General features: G+C 63.4%; 20 protein-coding genes. 10 read left to right on the top strand and 10 right to left on the bottom strand.

The features are described from left to right. Positions 1-53: 53 nt before the first annotated feature. Positions 54-506, bottom strand: a complete 453-nt coding sequence (locus tag ACF8FG_RS21300; protein WP_014592810.1) for a YaiI/YqxD family protein — start codon at positions 504-506, stop codon at positions 54-56. 166 nt (positions 507-672) lie between these two features. Between ACF8FG_RS21300 and ACF8FG_RS21305 the strand changes: the two genes are divergently transcribed. Further along, positions 673-3,528 carry a class I adenylate cyclase gene (locus tag ACF8FG_RS21305; RefSeq protein ID WP_019437348.1) on the top strand — a complete coding sequence of 952 codons (2,856 nt, stop codon included), beginning with the start codon at positions 673-675 and terminating at the stop codon, positions 3,526-3,528. A gap of 69 nt (positions 3,529-3,597) precedes the next feature. Here ACF8FG_RS21305 and rnk read toward each other — a convergent pair whose 3' ends face one another. The 3 genes from rnk to cyaY all read right to left on the bottom strand — a co-directional run bounded on the left by rnk (position 3,598) and on the right by cyaY (position 4,713). Further along, positions 3,598-4,008, bottom strand: coding sequence for a nucleoside diphosphate kinase regulator (rnk, locus tag ACF8FG_RS21310; RefSeq protein WP_003253652.1), 411 nt, complete (start codon positions 4,006-4,008; stop codon positions 3,598-3,600). A 146-nt stretch (positions 4,009-4,154) separates the two neighbouring features. Then, complete coding sequence (locus ACF8FG_RS21315; RefSeq protein WP_003253651.1) at positions 4,155-4,379, bottom strand: DUF1289 domain-containing protein; 225 nt, start codon at positions 4,377-4,379, stop codon at positions 4,155-4,157. A gap of 1 nt (position 4,380) precedes the next feature. Next, the gene (cyaY, locus tag ACF8FG_RS21320; protein WP_014592812.1) at positions 4,381-4,713 is read right to left on the bottom strand and encodes an iron donor protein CyaY; all 333 of its coding nucleotides are present in this window, start codon (positions 4,711-4,713) and stop codon (positions 4,381-4,383) included. A gap of 239 nt (positions 4,714-4,952) precedes the next feature. Here cyaY and ACF8FG_RS21325 point away from each other — a divergent pair, with 239 nt between their 5' ends. Genes ACF8FG_RS21325 through ACF8FG_RS21350 form a run of 6 tightly spaced genes read left to right on the top strand, consistent with a single transcriptional unit; the run spans position 4,953 to position 9,578 of the window. Beyond that, positions 4,953-5,171 carry a lipoprotein gene (locus ACF8FG_RS21325; RefSeq protein ID WP_014592813.1) on the top strand — a complete coding sequence of 73 codons (219 nt, stop codon included), beginning with the start codon at positions 4,953-4,955 and terminating at the stop codon, positions 5,169-5,171. A gap of 9 nt (positions 5,172-5,180) precedes the next feature. Beyond that, a complete protein-coding gene (lysA, locus tag ACF8FG_RS21330) occupies positions 5,181-6,428 on the top strand; it encodes a diaminopimelate decarboxylase (protein ID WP_003253648.1) in 1,248 nt (415 codons plus the stop codon). Positions 6,429-6,432: 4 nt separating this feature from the next. Next, a complete protein-coding gene (gene dapF, locus ACF8FG_RS21335; protein ID WP_014592814.1) occupies positions 6,433-7,263 on the top strand; it encodes a diaminopimelate epimerase in 831 nt (276 codons plus the stop codon). 13 nt (positions 7,264-7,276) lie between these two features. Then, positions 7,277-7,987 carry a DUF484 family protein gene (locus ACF8FG_RS21340; protein ID WP_014592815.1) on the top strand — a complete coding sequence of 237 codons (711 nt, stop codon included), beginning with the start codon at positions 7,277-7,279 and terminating at the stop codon, positions 7,985-7,987. Beyond that, a complete protein-coding gene (gene xerC, locus ACF8FG_RS21345; RefSeq protein WP_014592816.1) occupies positions 7,987-8,886 on the top strand; it encodes a tyrosine recombinase XerC in 900 nt (299 codons plus the stop codon). Before ACF8FG_RS21340 ends, xerC begins: the two co-directional genes overlap by 1 nt. Beyond that, positions 8,883-9,578: an HAD family hydrolase gene (locus tag ACF8FG_RS21350; protein WP_003253644.1), complete on the top strand. Its 696-nt coding sequence runs from the start codon at positions 8,883-8,885 to the stop codon at positions 9,576-9,578. Before xerC ends, ACF8FG_RS21350 begins: the two co-directional genes overlap by 4 nt. 181 nt (positions 9,579-9,759) lie before the next feature. Here the strand turns inward: ACF8FG_RS21350 and sutA are convergent, their stop codons facing one another. The 3 genes from sutA to glnK form a co-directional block, all read right to left on the bottom strand. After that, entirely contained in the window at positions 9,760-10,089 is a 330-nt protein-coding gene (gene sutA, locus ACF8FG_RS21355) for a transcriptional regulator SutA (protein WP_003253643.1), read from the bottom strand. A 429-nt stretch (positions 10,090-10,518) separates the two neighbouring features. Beyond that, positions 10,519-11,850, bottom strand: coding sequence for an ammonium transporter (locus ACF8FG_RS21360; RefSeq protein ID WP_010955751.1), 1,332 nt, complete (start codon positions 11,848-11,850; stop codon positions 10,519-10,521). A 47-nt stretch (positions 11,851-11,897) separates the two neighbouring features. Then, positions 11,898-12,236 carry a P-II family nitrogen regulator gene (gene glnK, locus ACF8FG_RS21365; protein ID WP_002555808.1) on the bottom strand — a complete coding sequence of 113 codons (339 nt, stop codon included), beginning with the start codon at positions 12,234-12,236 and terminating at the stop codon, positions 11,898-11,900. Positions 12,237-12,772: 536 nt separating this feature from the next. Here glnK and ACF8FG_RS21370 point away from each other — a divergent pair. Further along, positions 12,773-13,039, top strand: a complete 267-nt coding sequence (locus ACF8FG_RS21370) for an accessory factor UbiK family protein (protein WP_014592818.1) — start codon at positions 12,773-12,775, stop codon at positions 13,037-13,039. Next, positions 13,040-13,393, top strand: a complete 354-nt coding sequence (locus ACF8FG_RS21375) for a gamma-glutamylcyclotransferase family protein (RefSeq protein ID WP_019437349.1) — start codon at positions 13,040-13,042, stop codon at positions 13,391-13,393. On the opposite strand, the gene ACF8FG_RS21380 is transcribed toward ACF8FG_RS21375, so the two are convergent. Then, positions 13,347-15,416, bottom strand: coding sequence for a DUF4034 domain-containing protein (locus ACF8FG_RS21380; protein ID WP_318080649.1), 2,070 nt, complete (start codon positions 15,414-15,416; stop codon positions 13,347-13,349). The two genes, ACF8FG_RS21375 and ACF8FG_RS21380, sit on opposite strands and share 47 nt — an antisense overlap. Before the next feature lie 262 nt (positions 15,417-15,678). Here ACF8FG_RS21380 and ACF8FG_RS21385 point away from each other — a divergent pair, with 262 nt between their 5' ends. After that, a complete protein-coding gene (locus ACF8FG_RS21385; protein WP_134697382.1) occupies positions 15,679-17,169 on the top strand; it encodes a YifB family Mg chelatase-like AAA ATPase in 1,491 nt (496 codons plus the stop codon). Between the two features lie 68 nt (positions 17,170-17,237). Here ACF8FG_RS21385 and ACF8FG_RS21390 read toward each other — a convergent pair whose 3' ends face one another. Further along, positions 17,238-17,606 carry a response regulator transcription factor gene (locus ACF8FG_RS21390; protein ID WP_076402376.1) on the bottom strand — a complete coding sequence of 123 codons (369 nt, stop codon included), beginning with the start codon at positions 17,604-17,606 and terminating at the stop codon, positions 17,238-17,240. Further along, positions 17,603-18,595 (bottom strand): response regulator, encoded by a 993-nt coding sequence (locus ACF8FG_RS21395; RefSeq protein ID WP_267273533.1) that lies wholly within the window; start codon positions 18,593-18,595, stop codon positions 17,603-17,605. Before ACF8FG_RS21395 ends, ACF8FG_RS21390 begins: the two co-directional genes overlap by 4 nt. Positions 18,596-18,625: the final 30 nt, after the last annotated feature.

Below are 18,625 nucleotides of genomic sequence, written 5' to 3' on the forward strand. Positions count from 1 at the left end.
CAGAGCCGGTGCCATCCACCGCGCCAGGCTGGGCTGTCGCCTACAGGAATCTGTCAGCCTTTCGAGAGCCGGGCAATGATCCGGTCCAGTGCATTGGCAAACGCCTGTTTCTCACGTTCGCCATAGGCCGCCTGCCCGCCCCCCACCTGGCCCTGCTCACGCAGCTCGGTGAACAGGTTGCGCGCCGCCAGGCGGTCGCCCATGTTGCGCTCGTCGAACTCACGCCCACGCGGGTCCAGCGCGGCCACGCCCTTTTTCACCAGGCGGTCGGCCAGCGGCACGTCACTGCAGATCACCAGCTCGCCCGGCACGGCGTGCTCCACAATGTAATCGTCGGCCGCATCCATGCCGCTGGGCACCACGATCAGGCGCACGATCGCGAACGCTGGCTTGGCCACCGCCTGCCCCGCCACCATCACCACCTCAAACTTGCGCTTGAGGGCGAACTTGACGATCAGATCCTTGGCTGCCTTGGGGCAGGCGTCAGCATCGATCCATACACGCATTGGACACTCTCTACATGAACTCACTGCGCCCATCATGCCTGAAGCGCAGCGAAAGCTGGAGCAGCCGAACGCTGGAAAAATGGCGCCAAAATTTCAATTACCGCTTATCCGACCCCGCCACTCAGGCTAAACTCGCCACAGCTTCAATGGCCTGCCCGAGCGCGCAATGAACCACCCTCACGAAATCCGCCCTGACCTGGACGAAGGCATCGACCGCAAGGTCCTGGCGACATTGCGTGCGCGCTTCCTGCATCTGAACCAGGGCCGACTGCAGCGGGCAAAGGAAGGCCTGTCAACGCGCCAGCAACAGGTACTGTCATTGCTGCCGCTGCTGTTTCACGTGAACCACCCGCTATTGCCGGGTTACGTCTCCGGCAGCACCCCCGCGGGCGTATCGGCTTACGAGCCAAGCGCCGAACTGGTGGCAGATGCCCAACGCCTGGCCCGCTCGTTCACTTACAAGGCACAGCTTGGCAACCCGCCACGCCCGATCCACGGCCTGTTCCTGATGGGCAGCCTGGGCTCGCTGGCACAGGCCGAGCACAGCGACATGGACCTGTGGGTGTGCCATGCACCCGGCTTGCCCGAACAGCTGCTGGGTGAGCTGCGCCGCAAGTGCCAGCTGCTGGAGGCCTGGGCGGCAAGCCTGGGCGCCGAAGCACACTTTTTCCTGATCGACACACAGGGCTTCGCCCAGGGTCAGCGCGATGGCCAGCTCGGCTCCGACGACTGCGGCACCACCCAGCATTACCTGCTGCTGGACGAGTTCTACCGCACCACCCTGTGGCTGGCCGGGCGCACGCCGCTGTGGTGGCTGGTACCGGTGTACGAGGAGCACAACTATTACAGCTACACCCAGACCTTGCTGTCCAAGCGCTTCATCCGCAGCCAGGAAGCCCTTGACCTCGGCAACCTGGCGCACATTCCGCCCGGTGAGTTCGTCGGCGCGGGCCTGTGGCAATTGTTCAAAGGCATCGACTCGCCCTACAAATCGCTGCTCAAACTGCTGCTGACCGAAGCCTACGCCAGCGAACACCCTGCGGTGCGCTGCCTGAGCCTGGACTACAAGCAGGCAGTGTTTGCCAACCAGCTCGACCTCGACGAGCTGGACCCCTACGTGATGGTCTACCGGCGCATCGAACGTTACCTGCTGCAACGCGGCGAAACCGCGCGCCTGGAGCTGGTAAGACGCAGCCTGTACCTGAAGGTGAACAAGAAGCTCAGCGACCAGGGCCGCAGCCATGGCTGGCAACGCCGGCTGCTGCAGCGCCTGGCCGACGAGTGGGGCTGGGACCAGCGCCAGTTGGCCCTGCTGGACAGCCGCAGCCAATGGAAAGTGCAGCAGGTCGCCGTCGAGCGGCGTGAGCTGGTGGCCGAGCTTAACCTCAGTTATCGCTTCCTCAGCCAGTTCGCCCGCACCCAGAACGCCAGCAGCCGCGCCGACCAGCGCGATCTCAATGTGCTGGGCCGGCGCCTGTACGCCGCCTTCGAGCGCCGCGCCGGCAAGGTCGAAGTGATTAACCCCGGCATCGCCCCTGACCTCGCCGAAGACACCCTGACGCTGGTCCAGGCACCCAACCGCAAGGAGCCGGGCAGCTACCACTGGGAGCTGTACAGCGGCAACCTGAGCACCCATGAGGTAGAGCACTTCAGCCCGATGAAGCGCTGCCGTGAGCTACTCGAACTGCTGACCTGGGCCCATCGCAACGGGGTGATCGACAGCAGTACCCGCATGGCACTGCATCCAGGGGCCAGCGACCTCGGGGAGTTCGAGCTGTTCAACCTGCTGGGCTGTCTGCGGCAAAGTATCCCCCTGCCCTTGCCGACCGTCAGCGAAGTGCGCCTTTTGCAGCCCAGCGTTGCCGATGAAGTGTTGTTGCTGGTCAACGTCGGCGTCGACCCGCTGCGCCACCACCGCGACCTGAACGTGCTGATGACCACAGAGCGCACCGACGCGTTGAGCTACGCTGGCGTGCGCGAAAACCTGGTGCTGACCCTGGACCAGGTCACCGTCAACAGCTGGAACGAGGTGCTGGTCCAGCGCTATGACGGCGAACACGCGCTGGTGCGCTGCCTGCGCGACTTCCTCAACAGCCCGGCGCAGCGCGGCCACCGGCCACGGGTGCGGGTACGCTGCTTCTGCCAAAGCCGCGCCCAGCCTATCGGCCAGCGCGTAGAGGAAATTTTCGACACAGTGCAGCTGCTGCGGGACCAAGGGCTCCACCACCGCTACCTGCTACAAGTGGCCCAACACACCCATGTACTGGAGCTTTTGCCCGAGCATGTCAGCCTGACGACCCTGGCCGAGCATGAGGCGCTACTGGCCTACCTGGGCGAAGAACGCAGCGCCTACAGCCCGCTGTACCTGGATGCCAATGCCCTGCAGGATCACGACCTGCGCCTGGTGCTGGAGCAAGGCCGGCCAGCCTGTATTCAGGTGTTCTACCGCCTGCAGGGCGGCTGGGCCGACGTGTATGTGCTGGATGAATACAACGCATTGTGGCAACAACGCCTGCCGCTGCATGACGAAGCGCATCTGCTGTTGCCACTGCAACGCTTTCTGCGCTCGGTGGTGATGCGCCGCGATGCACGCCTGCCCCTCGATAGCCTGCGGCCCGCCTCGCTGGATATCCACTTCGCGCAACTGTTGCCCACCGGCCCAGGCAAGGCACGCAGCATCGAGGCGCGCCTGGCCCCGGCCGAGGGCAGTGACCAGCCTTACTATGAGGTACAGGCGATTATCCAGGCCGGTGTGGCGGGTGTGGCGCATGTGACGCTGTACTGCGACCAGCAGGAGTTTTCCGAACTGGAACATGGTGAGCAGCTGTATGCGGTGGTGGCCCGGCAGATCATCGGTCAGCGCCGTGGCGCAGAGCAGTACCGGTGCTATATCACCGACCTGGATTTGTCCGAGCTGCTGGATGACCGGCTTGGGGCAACGCAGATCTACCTGAGCTACAAGCGGGTGCTGGAGCAGGCTTTGAATGAGGGGCTGGAACAGGTTTTGGCGCAGGGCGCCTGAACTCGCAGCACAAGACCACTGTGGAACAGCCTTGTGCTGCAATCGTGCCGCGAAGCGGCCCCCTGGCCCTTACAGGTCGTAATCGCCCGCTGCTTCCGGCTGGTACTCCACTTCCAGCAGCTTCAGCTTGAGGGTCTTGCCCCCCGGTGCCGGCCAGTCGATCTGCTCGCCCACCGACAGCCCCAGCAAGGCGCAGCCAATCGGCGCCAGGATCGAGACCTTGCCTTCCGGCCCGGCATCCTTGGGGTACACCAGTGTCAGGTGGTAGTCCTTGCCGCTGGCTTCCTCACGGCAGTGCACCCGCGAGTTCATGGTCACCACGCCTGCCGGCACTTCCTCGTGACCGACCACCTGCTCGGCGCGGTCAAGCTCGTCCTGCAGGGCGAGCACACCCGGCGTACTCTCGTCGAGGCTGTCGATCAGACGCTCCAGACGTTGTACGTCCAATCGGGTGAGGATGAGGGAAGGCTTGGTGCTCATGATCCAGTCAGACTCCTTTGAACAGGCAGTTTTCAATGTGCAAATAAAGCAAAACCCCGCCCAAGGGCGGGGTTTGAGAAGGCTTTGGCGTCACCGACGCAGAACCCGACACTACCACAGCCGGGCAAATACTCAAGCCCCTGCGCTCAGTGTGCCTTAGCCTGCTCGCGCAAGACCTGGGCCTCGCGGCAGATCTGCCGGCGCCGTTCGTCATCGGCCGAGCGCCATTCGCGAATGTGCTCGACATGCCGATGGCAACCGGTGCACACCCGCTGTTCGTCCAGCCGGCATACGCTGATGCACGGTGACGGCACTGCAGGGCTGACGTTGCTGTAAAGCGGCTTGGGCGGCCGGGCCTGGGCGCTACTCATGTCAGATTTCGTCGAAGTCCAGCTTCTCGCCGGCCCGCTCCCAGACGATACGCTCGAGCATTTCACCCAGCAACTCTTCGCTCTTTTCGCACACCCACTTGCCACTGTCTTCATCGTAATCGAAGTGGAAACCACCGGAGCGGTCGGCAAGCCACAGCTGGCGCAGTGGCTCCTGACGGCTGAAGATCAGCTGGGCGCCACCCTCGAACTTGACGGTCAGGACACCGCCGGAGTTCTCCATGTCCAGGTCCAGGCCGCTCTCGTCGAACAGATCTTCCAGGGCCTGTTGGGTCGCGTCGACCAGATCATGGAAACGCGCTTCACTCAAACTCATTGCAGGAACCTCGAAATTGGCTGCGTTACAGGCAAGCCGGGCAAGATACGGGCGCTTGCCGCCGAATGCAAAGGTTTAGCCGTTGCGTTCACCGGCCTCTTCGCCGGCAAGCCCGCTCCTACGGGGGGCTGCGCAGAGGCTAAGCATAGCCCGCCCGGCGGACCGGTCCTTGCATAGGCAAGCCGCCGGTCGCTCGGTATACTCGGGCGCAATACTGCATTTTTCTAAGGATTTCACCCATGAAGCGCCTGATTTCCTCCTTCGCGGCGCTGGTCGCTGTTGCCTGCCTCGTTTCGGCCTGTGGCCAGAAAGGCCCGCTGTATCTGCCTGAAGATGGCGATAACGGCAAAGCGCACACGTCGCACCAGCACCAGCAAAAAGCCAAGCCGGCCCCGGCACAAGAACAGCAGCCCGAGCTGCAGTCCGAGTCCGAGCCCGAGCAGTCGCCAGCGCAGTAAGGAAACCAGATGAACGCTTTCAACTACCGCGACGGTGAGCTGTTCGCGGAAGGCGTGGCCCTGTCGGCCATTGCTGAACGTTACGGCACCCCCACCTATGTGTACTCGCGCGCCCACATCGAGGCCCAGTACCGTAGCTACGCAGACGCCCTGCAAGGCACCGAGCACCTGGTGTGCTTCGCGGTCAAGGCCAACTCCAACCTTGGCGTGCTGAACGTGCTGGCGCGCCTGGGCGCAGGCTTCGACATTGTTTCCGGTGGTGAACTGGAGCGTGTGCTGGCCGCTGGCGGGCGTGCCGACCGCGTGGTGTTCTCCGGCGTCGGCAAAACCCGTGAAGACATGCGCCGCGCCCTGGAAGTTGGCGTGCACTGCTTCAACGTCGAATCCACCGACGAGCTGGAGCGCCTGCAAGTGGTCGCCGCCGAAATGGGCAAGGTTGCCCCGGTGTCACTGCGGGTCAACCCGGACGTCGATGCCGGTACCCACCCGTACATCTCCACCGGCCTTAAAGAAAACAAGTTCGGCATCGCCATTGCCGATGCCGAGGCCATCTACGTACGTGCCGCACAGCTACCGAACCTGGAAGTGGTCGGTGTCGACTGCCACATCGGCTCGCAGCTGACCACCGTCGAGCCATTCCTCGACGCCCTCGACCGCCTGCTGGTGCTGGTCGACCGCCTGGCCGAGTGCGGCATACACCTGCGCCACCTGGACCTGGGTGGCGGTGTCGGCGTGCGCTACCGCGACGAACAGCCACCACAGGTGGCCGACTACATCAAGGCCATCCGCGAGCGCGTGGGCGAGCGCGACCTGGCCCTGGTGTTCGAACCAGGCCGCTACATCGTCGCCAACGCTGGCGTGCTGCTGACCCGCGTGGAATACCTCAAGCACACCGAACACAAGGACTTCGCCATCATCGATGCAGCGATGAACGACCTGATCCGCCCGGCCCTGTACCAGGCCTGGATGGGTGTCAGTGCGGTCAAGCCACGTGCAGGCGAAGGCCGTGCCTATGACCTGGTCGGCCCTATCTGCGAGACTGGCGACTTCCTCGGCAAGGACCGCGTCCTCAACCTGGCCGAAGGTGACCTGCTGGCCGTAGAGTCCGCGGGCGCCTATGGTTTTGTCATGAGTTCCAACTACAACACCCGCGGCCGTTGCGCTGAAATCCTGGTCGACGGCGACCAGGCGTTCGAAGTACGCCGCCGCGAGACCGTCGCCGAACTGTATGCTGGCGAAAGCCTGCTGCCGGAGTAAGCCCATGCTGCTGCGTTTTACCAAGATGCATGGGCTGGGCAACGACTTCATGGTCCTGGACCTGGTCAGTCAGCACGCGCACATTCAGCCCAAGCACGCCAAGCAATGGGGTGACCGCCATACCGGTGTCGGCTTCGACCAGTTGCTGATCGTCGAGGCGCCGAACAACCCGGAGGTGGACTTCCGCTACCGCATCTTCAACGCCGACGGCTCCGAGGTCGAGCAATGCGGCAACGGTGCGCGCTGCTTTGCCCGCTTCGTGCTGGACAAGCGCCTGACCGCGAAAAAGCGCATCCGCGTGGAAACCAAGAGCGGCATCATCGTGCTGGACGTGCAGAACGACGGCCAGGTGAGTGTCGACATGGGCCCACCCCGCTTCATCCCTGCTGAAATCCCCTTCGTTGCTGACGCGCAGGCGTTGAGCTACCCACTGGAGGTCGACGGCCAGCTGCATTCCATAGCCGCCGTGTCCATGGGTAACCCGCACGCCGTGCTGCGTGTCGACGACGTGCATACTGCCCCCGTGCACGAGCTGGGCCCGAAGATCGAAAACCACCCACGCTTCCCACAGCGGGTGAATGCCGGCTTCATTCAAGTCATCGACCGCCACCGCGCCAACCTGCGCGTATGGGAACGCGGCGCCGGCGAAACCCAGGCTTGCGGCACCGGCGCCTGCGCCGCGGCCGTGGCGGCGATCAGCCAGGGCTGGATGGACTCCCCGGTGTCCCTCGACCTGCCCGGTGGCCGCCTGCACATCGAATGGGCCGGCCCCGGCAAGCCCGTGATGATGACTGGCCCGGCCGTACGCGTCTATGAAGGACAGGTTCGTCTCTAAACGAGTAACCGCCATGACCGATCAGCCCAAGGTTGTACCCAAGCAGTCCGCCGAGCTCGATGCCGAAGCGGTGGTCGCCTACCTGCGCGCCCACCCCACCTTCTTCGCCGAGCACGACGAGCTGCTGATCGAACAGCACATCCCGCACCAGCGAGGAGACAGCGTGTCGCTGGTGGAACGCCAGCTCAAGCTGCTGCGTGACCGCAATATCGAAATGCGCCATCGCCTGTCGCAACTGATGGACGTGGCCCGCGACAATGACCGGCTGTTCGACAAGACTCGCCGGCTGATCCTTGACCTGCTCGATGCCGGCAGCCTGGAAGAAGTGGTAATGGCGGTTGAAGACAGCCTGCGCCAAGAGTTCCAGGTGCCCTTCGTCAGCCTGATCCTGTTCGGCGACAACGTCGCGCCGGTCGGGCGCTGGGTCAGCAATGCCGAGGCGCAGCAAGCCATCGGTGCCCTGCTGGGCGGTGGCAAGACCGTCAGTGGCAACCTGCGCGAGCACGAGCTGGCGTTCCTGTTCGGTGAAGAACAGCGCCGGGAAGTAGGCTCCAGCGCCGTGGCAGCTCTTGAGTACCAAGGGCTGCATGGGGTTCTGGCCATTGGCAGCCGCGACCCGCAACACTACAAGAGCAGCGTCGGCACCCTTTTCCTCGGTTATATCGCCGAGGTACTCGGCCGCGTTGTGCCACGCGTTACCCAGACCCTGCGCCCGGTACGCTGATGAAACGCCAGCTGGAGGCTTATTGCGCACACCTGCGCAATGAGCGCCAGGTGTCGGAGCACACCTCGCAGGGCTACCGTCGCGACCTGGAAAAAGTCATCGCATACTGCGAAGAACACGGCATTGCCGATTGGCAGGCGCTGCAAATCCAGCAGCTGCGCCAGCTGATCGCCCGCTTGCACCACCATGGCCAGTCTCCGCGCAGCCTGGCACGCCTGCTGTCGGCAGTGCGCGGCCTGTACCGCTATCTCAACCGCGAAGGCCTGTGCCAGCACGATCCGGCCACCGGCCTGAGCGCGCCCAAAGGTGAGCGGCGGCTGCCCAAAGTACTGGATACCGACCGCGCACTGCAGCTGCTCGATGGTGGCGTCGACGACGACTTCATCGCCCGGCGTGACCAGGCGATCCTCGAACTGTTCTATTCCTCGGGCCTACGCCTATCGGAACTGACCAACCTCGATCTTGATCACCTCGACCTCGCCGCCGGCCTGGTGCAGGTACTGGGCAAGGGTGGAAAAGCCCGCGTACTGCCGGTGGGTCGCAAGGCTCGCGAGGCGTTGCAGGCCTGGTACCGTTTGCGCGGCATCGGCAACCCACGCGACCGTGCAGTGTTCATTACCCGCCAGGGCAATCGCATCAGCCCCCGGGCAGTGAGGCTGCGGGTAAAGGTTGCCGGTGAGCGTGAGCTGGGCCAACACCTGCACCCGCACATGCTTCGCCATTCCTTCGCCAGCCATGTGCTGGAATCATCCCAGGACCTGCGCGCGGTGCAGGAGATGCTCGGCCACGCCGACATCAGCACGACGCAAATCTACACCCACCTGGACTTCCAGCACCTGGCCGCGGTGTACGACAGCGCCCACCCTCGGGCCAAACGCAGCAAAGGCACAGACTCATGAGCATCAAGCTGATCACCTTCGACCTCGACGATACCCTGTGGGACACCGCGCCGGTGATTGCCACCGCGGAAGTCGTGCTGCGCGACTGGCTCGAAGCCAACGCACCAACCCTCGGCAGCGTGCCGGTGGAACACCTGTTCGCCATCCGCGAGCGTCTGGTGCAAGCAGAGCCCGGCCTCAAGCACCGCATCAGCGCCCTGCGCAGGCGCGTGCTGTTCCATGCCCTGGAAGAGGTCGGCTACAGCGAGCAGCACGCACAGGCGCTGGCCAACGAAGGCTTCGAAGTGTTCCTGCATGCGCGCCACCAGGTGGAGATTTTCCCAGAGGTACAACCGGTGCTTGAGATCTTGCGCCATCAATACATCCTGGGCGTGGTCACCAACGGCAATGCCGACGTCAGCCGGCTGGGGCTGGCCGATTACTTCCGTTTTGCCCTGTGCGCCGAGGACTTGGGCATTGGCAAGCCAGACCCGGCGCCGTTCCTCGAAGCGCTACGCCGTGGCGAGGTGGACGCGGGTGCGGCGGTGCACATCGGCGATCACCCTGGCGATGACATTGCCGGTGCTCAGCGCGCCGGTTTGCGCGCGGTGTGGTTCAACCCGCAGGGCAAGGCCTGGGCTGGCGATCAGGCGCCGGACGCCGAGATCCAGCGCCTGTCGCAACTGCCCGACGTGCTCGCGCGCTGGCGCTGACGAGGGCCGCTTTGCGGCCCATTCGCGGGCACGCCCGCTCCCACAGGGACCGCGCAGGCCCTGGCCCCTGTGGTGAACCTGTGGAAGCGGGCATGCCCGCGAAGAGGCCGGCGCAGGCAACACAAAACCCACAGGCATAAAAAAGCCCGCAGCGACGGCGGGCTTTTTTGCGATCAGCCACTCAGATAGGGCGGCTGCCGTACTTGTTGTCCGGCTTCTTGGGCGGGTCAGCGACCACGTTGGCCTCGACTTCCTGCACCTTGCCACCACGAGAAAGGAATTCTTCCATCGCCTTGGCCAGTGCATCACGCTCTTTCTGCTTGGCTTCCATGCTAGGCATCTCGTCTACCGAGACTGCTGCCTTGGATTTGCCCTTGGCAACGGGTGCCGGGCTGCTGTCGTCATCGCCAGCGTCTTCCACGCCGTCGTCAGCCGCCCCTTCAAGGACCTCATCACCCTCGTCTTCGTCGCCTACTTCGAGGTCATCATTTTCCAGATCGTCGTCGCTCATGTTCTACCTCATGACTTGCGAAAAGCAGGTTGGTTATAGACCAGTGCAGCCGTAGACCGGCAACCACCAGTGAAAATTCAACTGGCCGTGGGTTAGGCCACTGCCCTTGGGTCGGCACTCGTGATGGGAGGCGGCACCCAGCAGGCCCTGCTCCTGGCAGGACCTGACAAATCCATTAGCCCCTGCTGGCCACACGCTATTGGCAAGCCTAGCAAAGGCTGGCGAAGTGTGTGGACTACTCGTCAAACACCCTTCGGCGCGCATTCTAGCGCGCCCGTGGAAAAAGCAAAGCACCATAAACGCCCTGTGGCTTGTAAGTTTTTTACCTACGTCACGAACGTGTCGAATAAACCGTTTGCCGTGCGGGAAATGCTGAAAAACTGGCAAAAAAATGCCCGGCAAGCCGGGCAAATTTTTACCGCGCCGCAGTTACAGGTTGTAGCCGCGTTCGTTGTGCTGAGCCAGGTCGAGGCCGACCGACTCTTCTTCTTCGTTGACCCGCAGGCCCATCACCACATCCAACACCTTGAGAATCACGTAGGTGACGATGGCGGTGTAGACCACGGTGAAAATCACACCTTTGGCCTGGATCCAGACTTGCATGCCGATGTCGGTGACGGTACCGAAGCCGCCCAGCGCCGGGGCCGCGAATACACCCGTCAGGATGGCGCCGATGATGCCGCCAACACCGTGCACGCCGAAGGCATCCAGCGAATCGTCATAGCCGAGTTTGCGCTTGAGCGTGGTGGCGCAGAAGTAGCAGAGCACACCCGAAACCAGGCCGATGATCAGCGCGCCAATCGGCCCGACGGTGCCCGCAGCCGGGGTGATGGCGACCAGGCCAGCAACCACGCCCGAAGCGATGCCCAGAGCACTTGGCTTACCGTGACCGACCCACTCGGCGAACATCCAGCCCAGGGCGGCGGCGGCGGTAGCGATCTGAGTGACCAGCATGGCCATGCCGGCAGTACCGTTGGCGGCAGCAGCAGAGCCTGCGTTGAAACCGAACCAGCCGATCCACAGCATCGCTGCACCCATCAGGGTATAGCCGAGGTTGTGCGGGGCCATCGGCGTGGTCGGGTAGCCCTTGCGCTTGCCCAGTACCAGGCAGCAGACCAGGCCTGCGATACCGGCGTTGATGTGCACCACGGTGCCGCCAGCGAAGTCCAGTACGCCCCAGTCCCACATCAGGGCACCGTCACCGCTCCACACCATGTGGGCGATCGGCGCATATACCAGGGTGAACCAGATACCCATGAATACGAGCATCGCCGAGAACTTCATGCGCTCGGCAAAGGCACCGACGATCAACGCCGGGGTGATGATGGCGAACGTCATCTGGAAGGTGATGAACACCGCTTCAGGGAACAGCGCGGTGGCCGAGGTCAGGCTGTCAGGCGTGACACCGCTGAGGAAGGCCTTGGAGAAGCCGCCAACGAAGGAGTTGAAGTTGAGCACGCCCTTTTCCATACCGGCAGTATCGAAGGCCATGCTGTAGCCGTAGACGACCCAGAGAATGCTCATCAGCCCGGTGATTGCAAAGCATTGCATCATCACCGACAGCACGTTCTTGGATCGCACCATGCCGCCATAGAACAGGGCCAGGCCCGGAATGGTCATGAACAGCACCAGCGCCGTTGCGGTCAGCATCCAGGCGGTGTCGCCGGAATTAAGCGCTGGGGCAGCTTCCTCTGCCAGGGCAAGCCCGGGCATTACGAGGGACAATAGGGCTCCTAGCCCTGCGATCTTACGCAGAGTCATGTTGTTTTCTCCTGGGGCGTTGGGTTTGGTGAGGCTTTTTTTGCTGCTTAGATCGCGTCGGTATCGGTTTCGCCGGTACGGATGCGGATCGCCTGCTCCAGATTCACCACGAAAATCTTGCCGTCACCGATCTTGCCGGTGTTGGCTGCCTTGGTGATGGCTTCGATTACCCGATCAAGGTCTTTGTCATCGATGGCGACATCGATCTTCACCTTGGGCAGGAAATCGACCACATATTCAGCACCGCGATACAGCTCGGTGTGGCCCTTCTGCCGACCGAAACCTTTGACTTCGGTGACGGTGATGCCCTGCACGCCGATTTCCGACAACGACTCGCGCACGTCGTCCAGCTTGAACGGCTTGATGATGGCTGTGACTAGCTTCATGAAACTCTCTCCCGATTTGGTGGACTTGCCCCAGGAAAACAAACCCGTCTCAAGTCTAAGCGCAGCGGTTGGCTTTGTAACGCGTCGTCGGCATCCGGCTCCGCGTGCGCACTGCCTGGTCACAAGGAACTGCTTCAGTGCATGGCTCGTACAGGTCTTTGCAGAAACCTTGCCAGTTCCGACAAAGCGCCGAAAAACAGAGCGTTATGTGATTTGGTCGGGATTGGCCAGTCGCCAGCATGGAAAACATGCACAATTTCGGTGCGCAGCAGCGGGGCAGGTTGCGCGAAAAATGTGCAACGGATTAGAAACCGCAGATCATTCTTTTGGGAGCAACTGTCTTGCTCAATTTCTAAAAGTTGGCGCGATCGCTGTGGGAGCGGGCTTGCCCGCGAACACGGGCGAAGCCCGTGGCATCCACCGCGGTGTCTTCTTCGCGGGTAAACCCGCTCCTACGAAGGCCAATGTGCACTCAGGCGCCAGGTTTGCGCGTGCTACACTGGCGGCCATTTTTCTCAGTTTCAGTGGACAGCCCCATGCTCCCGCCCAAAGCCCTTCTCGATGCCCTGAGCGAACAGGCCTCGCGCCTGTTCAGCAGCGATGCCGCCCAGCCCCGTGCGGAACTGGAAAGCCAGTTCAAAGTGTTGATGCAAGGCGCCTTCAGCAAGCTGGACCTGGTCAGCCGCGATGAATTCGACAGCCAGATGGTCGTACTGGCGCGCACCCGCGCACGCCTCGAAGCCTTGGAAAAACAGGTAGCCGAGCTGGAAGCCCGGCTGAACCCAACTTCACAGGATGAATGAATGCAGCCCTCCAGCGCATACCCGGTACTGTTGTTTTCCTACGGCACCTTGCAGGATAAAGCCGTGCAACTGGCCAACTTTGGCCGTGAGCTGAACGGCCAGGCCGACCGTATGCCGGGCTACCGCATGGACTGGGTCGAGATCACCGACCCAGGCGTACTGGCGACCAGCGGCAAGTCCCATCACCCCATCGTTTCCCCCAGCAGCCAGGCCAACGACAGCGTCGCCGGCATGGTCTTTCAGATCAGCGAAGACGAACTGGCAGCGGCGGACCTCTATGAAGTTGCCGACTACAAGCGCGTCGCTGTCACCCTTGCATCGGGCCTGACAGCCTGGGTTTACGTGCGCGCCTGAGCCCGTCCGCTGCAGGTTGAACTTGCAACGACTCGGCGTGGGTAAAGGTCTGTTTCGGTGGTAGCTCACTCGCATGCAGTGTGCCGCGGAACAACGCCGCCCCGCACTGAGTAAACAACGTCTTCACCCGGTTGTGCGAATTGAGGACCTGGGCCTGGATATCACCAATGGCCGTATCCCTCGGCTGCAAGCTGGCCGCTCGGTTGACCCATTGGATGGCGGCAAAGCGGCTTTGCTTGCGGGTGCCACGCCCCTGCATCCAGGCCAGCCCCAGTTCGGCGCTGGCACGCCCTGCAAGCCACGGGTCCGGGTGCTCGACCAGGCTCAGCAGGTAAGCAACCGCCTCACTTCGCTCCTGCGCCTCACCAAACCGGCGTAACAAAATCCCCAGGTGCAACCGCGCACACGCATTGGTCTGCCCGTTGCCCAGCGCGTCGACAAGCAGGCGCCTGACCGCCAGCATGGCACTGCGCTCGTTCAAATCCTCATCGCCGTCCATGCGCAGGCAGGCCAGGTTGTATTTGGCCTGCCTGCTGCCCGCCTCCACCGCACGCTGCAGCCAGTACCCGGCTGCCTCGTCATCTAGGTAATGCGCCGGGGTGTTGGCCAGGCCGCCATGGTGCAGCTCGTACAAGGCCAGGGCAGCACCCGGCAGGTTCAGTTCGGCGCAGCGTTCATACAGGTAGCAGGCCACTTCATGCCGGTTGGCTGCCCACAGCAGCCGTGCCACTTCAAGCACTTCGAACCCCGGTGCCTGGCCCGCGCACTGGCGATTCACCGCCCGTTGCAACCATAGCCTTGCCTGCTCGGCCGAGCGTGGCAGCGCCCACAGCCCGAAACGGTGCCCGGCCGCGCGTAATGCACAGGCAGCAGCATGTGAACGGCCGTCACACAGGCGCTCAATGGCGCTGTGTAACAGTTGCCTCTCATCTGCCATGCCATCGCGCAGTATCAGCTCGGCCAAACAGCGAAAAGGCACGCCCATGGCGCGGATGGCGCCGAGATCGGCATTGCACGCCACGCTCGCGGCAAAATCGCGCATAGCGCCAGCATGGTCGCCCGATGCCCTGCTGCGCAGTGCCCCCCGCCATGCCAGAACGACAGCACGTTCCCTGGGCCTCAACGGGCGTTGTGACCAGTCTTCGAACACGTGCTGCCAGTCGGCGACAGCCTGCACCTTGTCAGCCTGTGGCAGCATCAGCCGGCCTTCGACGGCCATCCAGTGCAGCGCATTACGCAAGCGCTCGTCCCAGGTTGCGCACAACGGGCCATTGACCAACAGCTCGAACGCATCGAGGCTGCCGCCCAAGCGGGGCAGCAGGTACACAGCAAGGGCCTGGATCGCTTCGAAGCAACCGGAGCGGGCGATCAGCGCATGGCGCAGCCAGTAATAGCGAGGGTCCTCGTTTTCATGGTCGACCCGCTTGCCCAGGTAGCGCGGCAGCGACTGTGGCAGCTCGGCCAAGGGCAACAGACCATGCCTCACCAGCAACGGCGCTGCAGCTTCCTGTACCTCTACATCGGCATGGGCACTGGGCCTGAAGCGTGCAGGCTCCCCCTGAAACAGTTGCAGCAACCAACCAGGCTCATGGAACTGCGCACTGATGCGCAGCATGCCAATGGCCGCTGCCACGGGGTGCGCAGAGCGGTCCATCGCACGCAACAGGTGCGCGGTGGCGGATTCACAAATTTGCGCGACAGCCAGCAAGCGTGCAGCGTTGCGTTGGCCATCAACCTGCACCTGGCAGGCCCGGTGAAAGCAGTGCATACCCATTACCACCTGTGGGTGGTACGCCCTGGGGCACGCGTCGATCCAGGCTCTGAGCACTTGGCTCAGGGCCCTGTCACTCTGGTTTTCCTGGTCGAGCAGCATGTGCCCTTCAATGGCCGCCAGGTAGGCCGGGAACTCGCCGGGCGGGGCCTGACGCCACTGAGCCTCGAGCCTGTCGAAAAAGCGGTTGAGTTCAACGAATGCACTGGCCTGCACCAGTTCGCGCATTACCTGGTGCGTGCGGGTGAGCATTTGCACGGTGCAATACCTCAAGTCCATTTGAAAGAAGACGCAGTGCCATCCCATGGCAACTGCGGTTGCCCAACAACACTAAGTCATACCTGACGACTGCGCAAAACCTATTGGATCCATTTTTGCCGAAGCGCATGAAAACGCAGGGAAAACCCCTGCCCTGAAAAACCACGACGCACACTTGTTGCGCCAGCGTTGGCAGCACTGGCTATTCTTTGCCCAGCCGCAGGAAGCGGCATTTTCCAGCAACAACGGAGTGTTCATGTCCCTAGCCCTCGTCCACAGCCGCGCCCAGGTAGGCGTGCAGGCACCGGCGGTCAGCGTCGAAACCCACCTGGCCAACGGCCTGCCTCATCTCACCCTGGTCGGCCTGCCGGAAACCACGGTCAAGGAAAGCAAGGACCGGGTGCGCAGCGCCATCGTCAACTCCGGGCTGAAGTACCCACAGCGGCGCATTACCCAGAACCTCGCCCCCGCCGACCTGCCCAAGGATGGCGGCCGATATGACCTGGCCATCGCCCTGGGCATCCTCGCCGCCGACGGCCAGGTGCCGATTGCCACCCTGACCGATATGGAATGCCTGGGCGAACTGGCGCTGTCGGGGAAATTGCGCCCGGTGCAGGGCGTGCTGCCTGCGGCACTGGCGGCACGCGAAGCAGGCCGGGCGCTGGTGGTACCACGGGAAAATGCCGAGGAAGCCAGCCTGGCCGGCGGGTTGGTGGTGTATGCGGTGGGCCACCTGCTGGAGTTGGTCGCCCACCTGAACGGCCAGGTGCCGCTGCCGCCCTACGCAGCCAACGGCCTGATCCTGCAGCAACGCCCCTACCCGGACCTGAGCGAGGTGCAGGGCCAACTGGCAGCCAAACGAGCCTTGCTGCTGGCTGCTGCCGGGGCGCACAACCTGCTGTTCACCGGGCCGCCCGGCACCGGCAAGACCTTGCTCGCCAGCCGCCTGCCCGGGCTGCTGCCACCGCTGGACGAGCACGAGGCGCTGGAAGTGGCGGCAATCCAGTCGGTCAGCGGGAAAGCGCCGCTGAACAGCTGGCCACAGCGCCCCTTTCGCCATCCCCATCACTCTGCGTCCGGCCCGGCGCTGGTCGGTGGCGGTAGCCGACCGCAACCAGGTGAAATCACCCTCGCCCATCACGGCGTGTTGTTTCTCGACGAACTTCCGGAGTTTGAGCGGCGCGTACTGGAAGTGCTTCGCGAGCCACTGGAGTCAGGTGAAATCGTGATTGCCCGTGCCCGCGACAAAGTGCGTTTCCCCGCGCGCTTCCAGCTGGTGGCAGCGATGAACCCCTGCCCTTGCGGCTACCTGGGCGACCCCACTGGCCGCTGCCGCTGCAGCACCGAGCAGATCGCGCGCTATCGCAACAAGCTGTCCGGGCCACTGCTGGACCGCATCGACCTGCACCTGACCGTGGCTCGCGAGAGCACTACATTGAACAACCAGCCTTGCGGTGAAACCAGTGCCGATGTCGCCGTCAGGGTGGCTGAAGCGCGGGAGCTGCAGCACAGGCGACAAGGCTGTGCGAATGCATTTCTCGACCTTGAAGGTTTAAGGCATCACTGTGGGTTGTTAGCGGCGGACCAGGTCTGGCTGGAAGGGGCCTGCGAGCGGCTGACCTTGTCGCTACGGGCGGCGCACCGGTTGTTGAAGGTGGCACGGACACTGGCGGACCTGGAGGGATGCGAGACGATTGGCCGGGCGCACCTGGCCGAGGCCCTGCAGTACCGACCGGGGAGCAGTTAGATTGCCAGGGTTGTGATGCCACCCTGTAGGAGCGGGTTCACCCGCGAAGAGGCCGGCACAGCCATACCTCACAGACCGCCAGCCAAAGCCTCTTCAACCACCCTCAGCAGTACCTCTTCAGAAAACGGCTTGCCCAGGCAGGCCAGTGCCCCAAGGCCCATCGCTGCCCGTACCGAGCCATCATCCCAATGTGCCGACATGCAGATCACCGGCAAGCGCCTCCCCCGCTGTGCCAGCTCACGCTGTACCTCCAGCCCGCTCATCCCCGGCATTTTCAGGTCCAGCAACACACAGCCCGCCTCGCCCGCCAGTGGCGAGGCCAGGAATGCGTGCCCGGCGGAAAACGACAAGGTCTCGAACCCCGCCGAGCGCAGCAGGTTGGCCAGGCTTTTGCGCACCGAGGCATCGTCGTCGACGATGCACACCCCTCTGCTCATGCGCCGCCCAGGCTCGCAGACCGCGCTCCGAGGAGGTTGTGCATGGCCGCAAGCTCCAGCAGCGAGCGGGACTGCATCTTGTTCATGATGTTCTTCTTGTGCACCTTGGTCGTCACCTCGCTGGTGCCGATCTGCCTGGCGATCTGCTTGTGCGACAAGCCGCCTGCCACCAGCGAGAAGACCTGGCGCTCACGCTGAGTCAGGCGCTGGTACTTCTCCTCGACCTGCCGCGCCTGCAGCCACTTGCGGCCTTCGGCCACGGCCCGGGCGCGCACTGCCTGCAGCAGGGTCAGCAACTGGTCTTCATCGAACGGCTTGGTCAGAAACTCCACCGCGCCGGCGCGCATGGCCTGGACGGTCATCGGGATGGTGCCGAAACCAGTCATGAACACGATCGGCCAGGGCAGCGCCAGCCGGCACAGCGCATCCTGTACCTCCAGGCCACTTGTGCCAGGCAAGTGCATGTCCAGCAGCAGGCAGGCACAGGGGGTTTCCAGGCGGGCCTCGAACAGCGCCTCGGCACTGGCAAACAAGTGGTGCGGAATGTCCTGCGAGCGCAACAGCCGGCCCAAGGCGGTGCGCACCGACGGGTCGTCATCCACCACCAGCACCGGCACATTCACGCGCTCATCGAGCGGCTCGACAGTCTCGGCCAGGCTGCGCAGCAACGACCTGCCCAATGCCTCACCAGGCTCCTCGAGGCTGATCTGCGCGGCCAGGCGATAGCCCCGGCGCGGCACGGTCTGGATCAGGCCACGGTCGCCAAAGGCCTTGCGCAGCAAGGACACCTGCACCTGCAAGTTATTGTCCTCGACCACCGTGCCGGACCACACCTGGCTGAACAACTCGTCCTTGCCGACCAAGCGGCCCTTGGCCCTGATCAGCGTGGCCAGCACGTCGAAAGCACGCCCACCCAACAGGATCGGCTTGCCATCGACAAAGACTTCGCGCCGCTCCAGCGACACCTGGGCATTGCCTATTCGGATCATGGCTTCCTCGCGCGGGACGGGCGTTTTCGC

The organism is Pseudomonas sp. YQ_6, from assembly GCF_043103245.1.
GTDB lineage: Bacteria > Pseudomonadota > Gammaproteobacteria > Pseudomonadales > Pseudomonadaceae > Aquipseudomonas > Aquipseudomonas alloputida.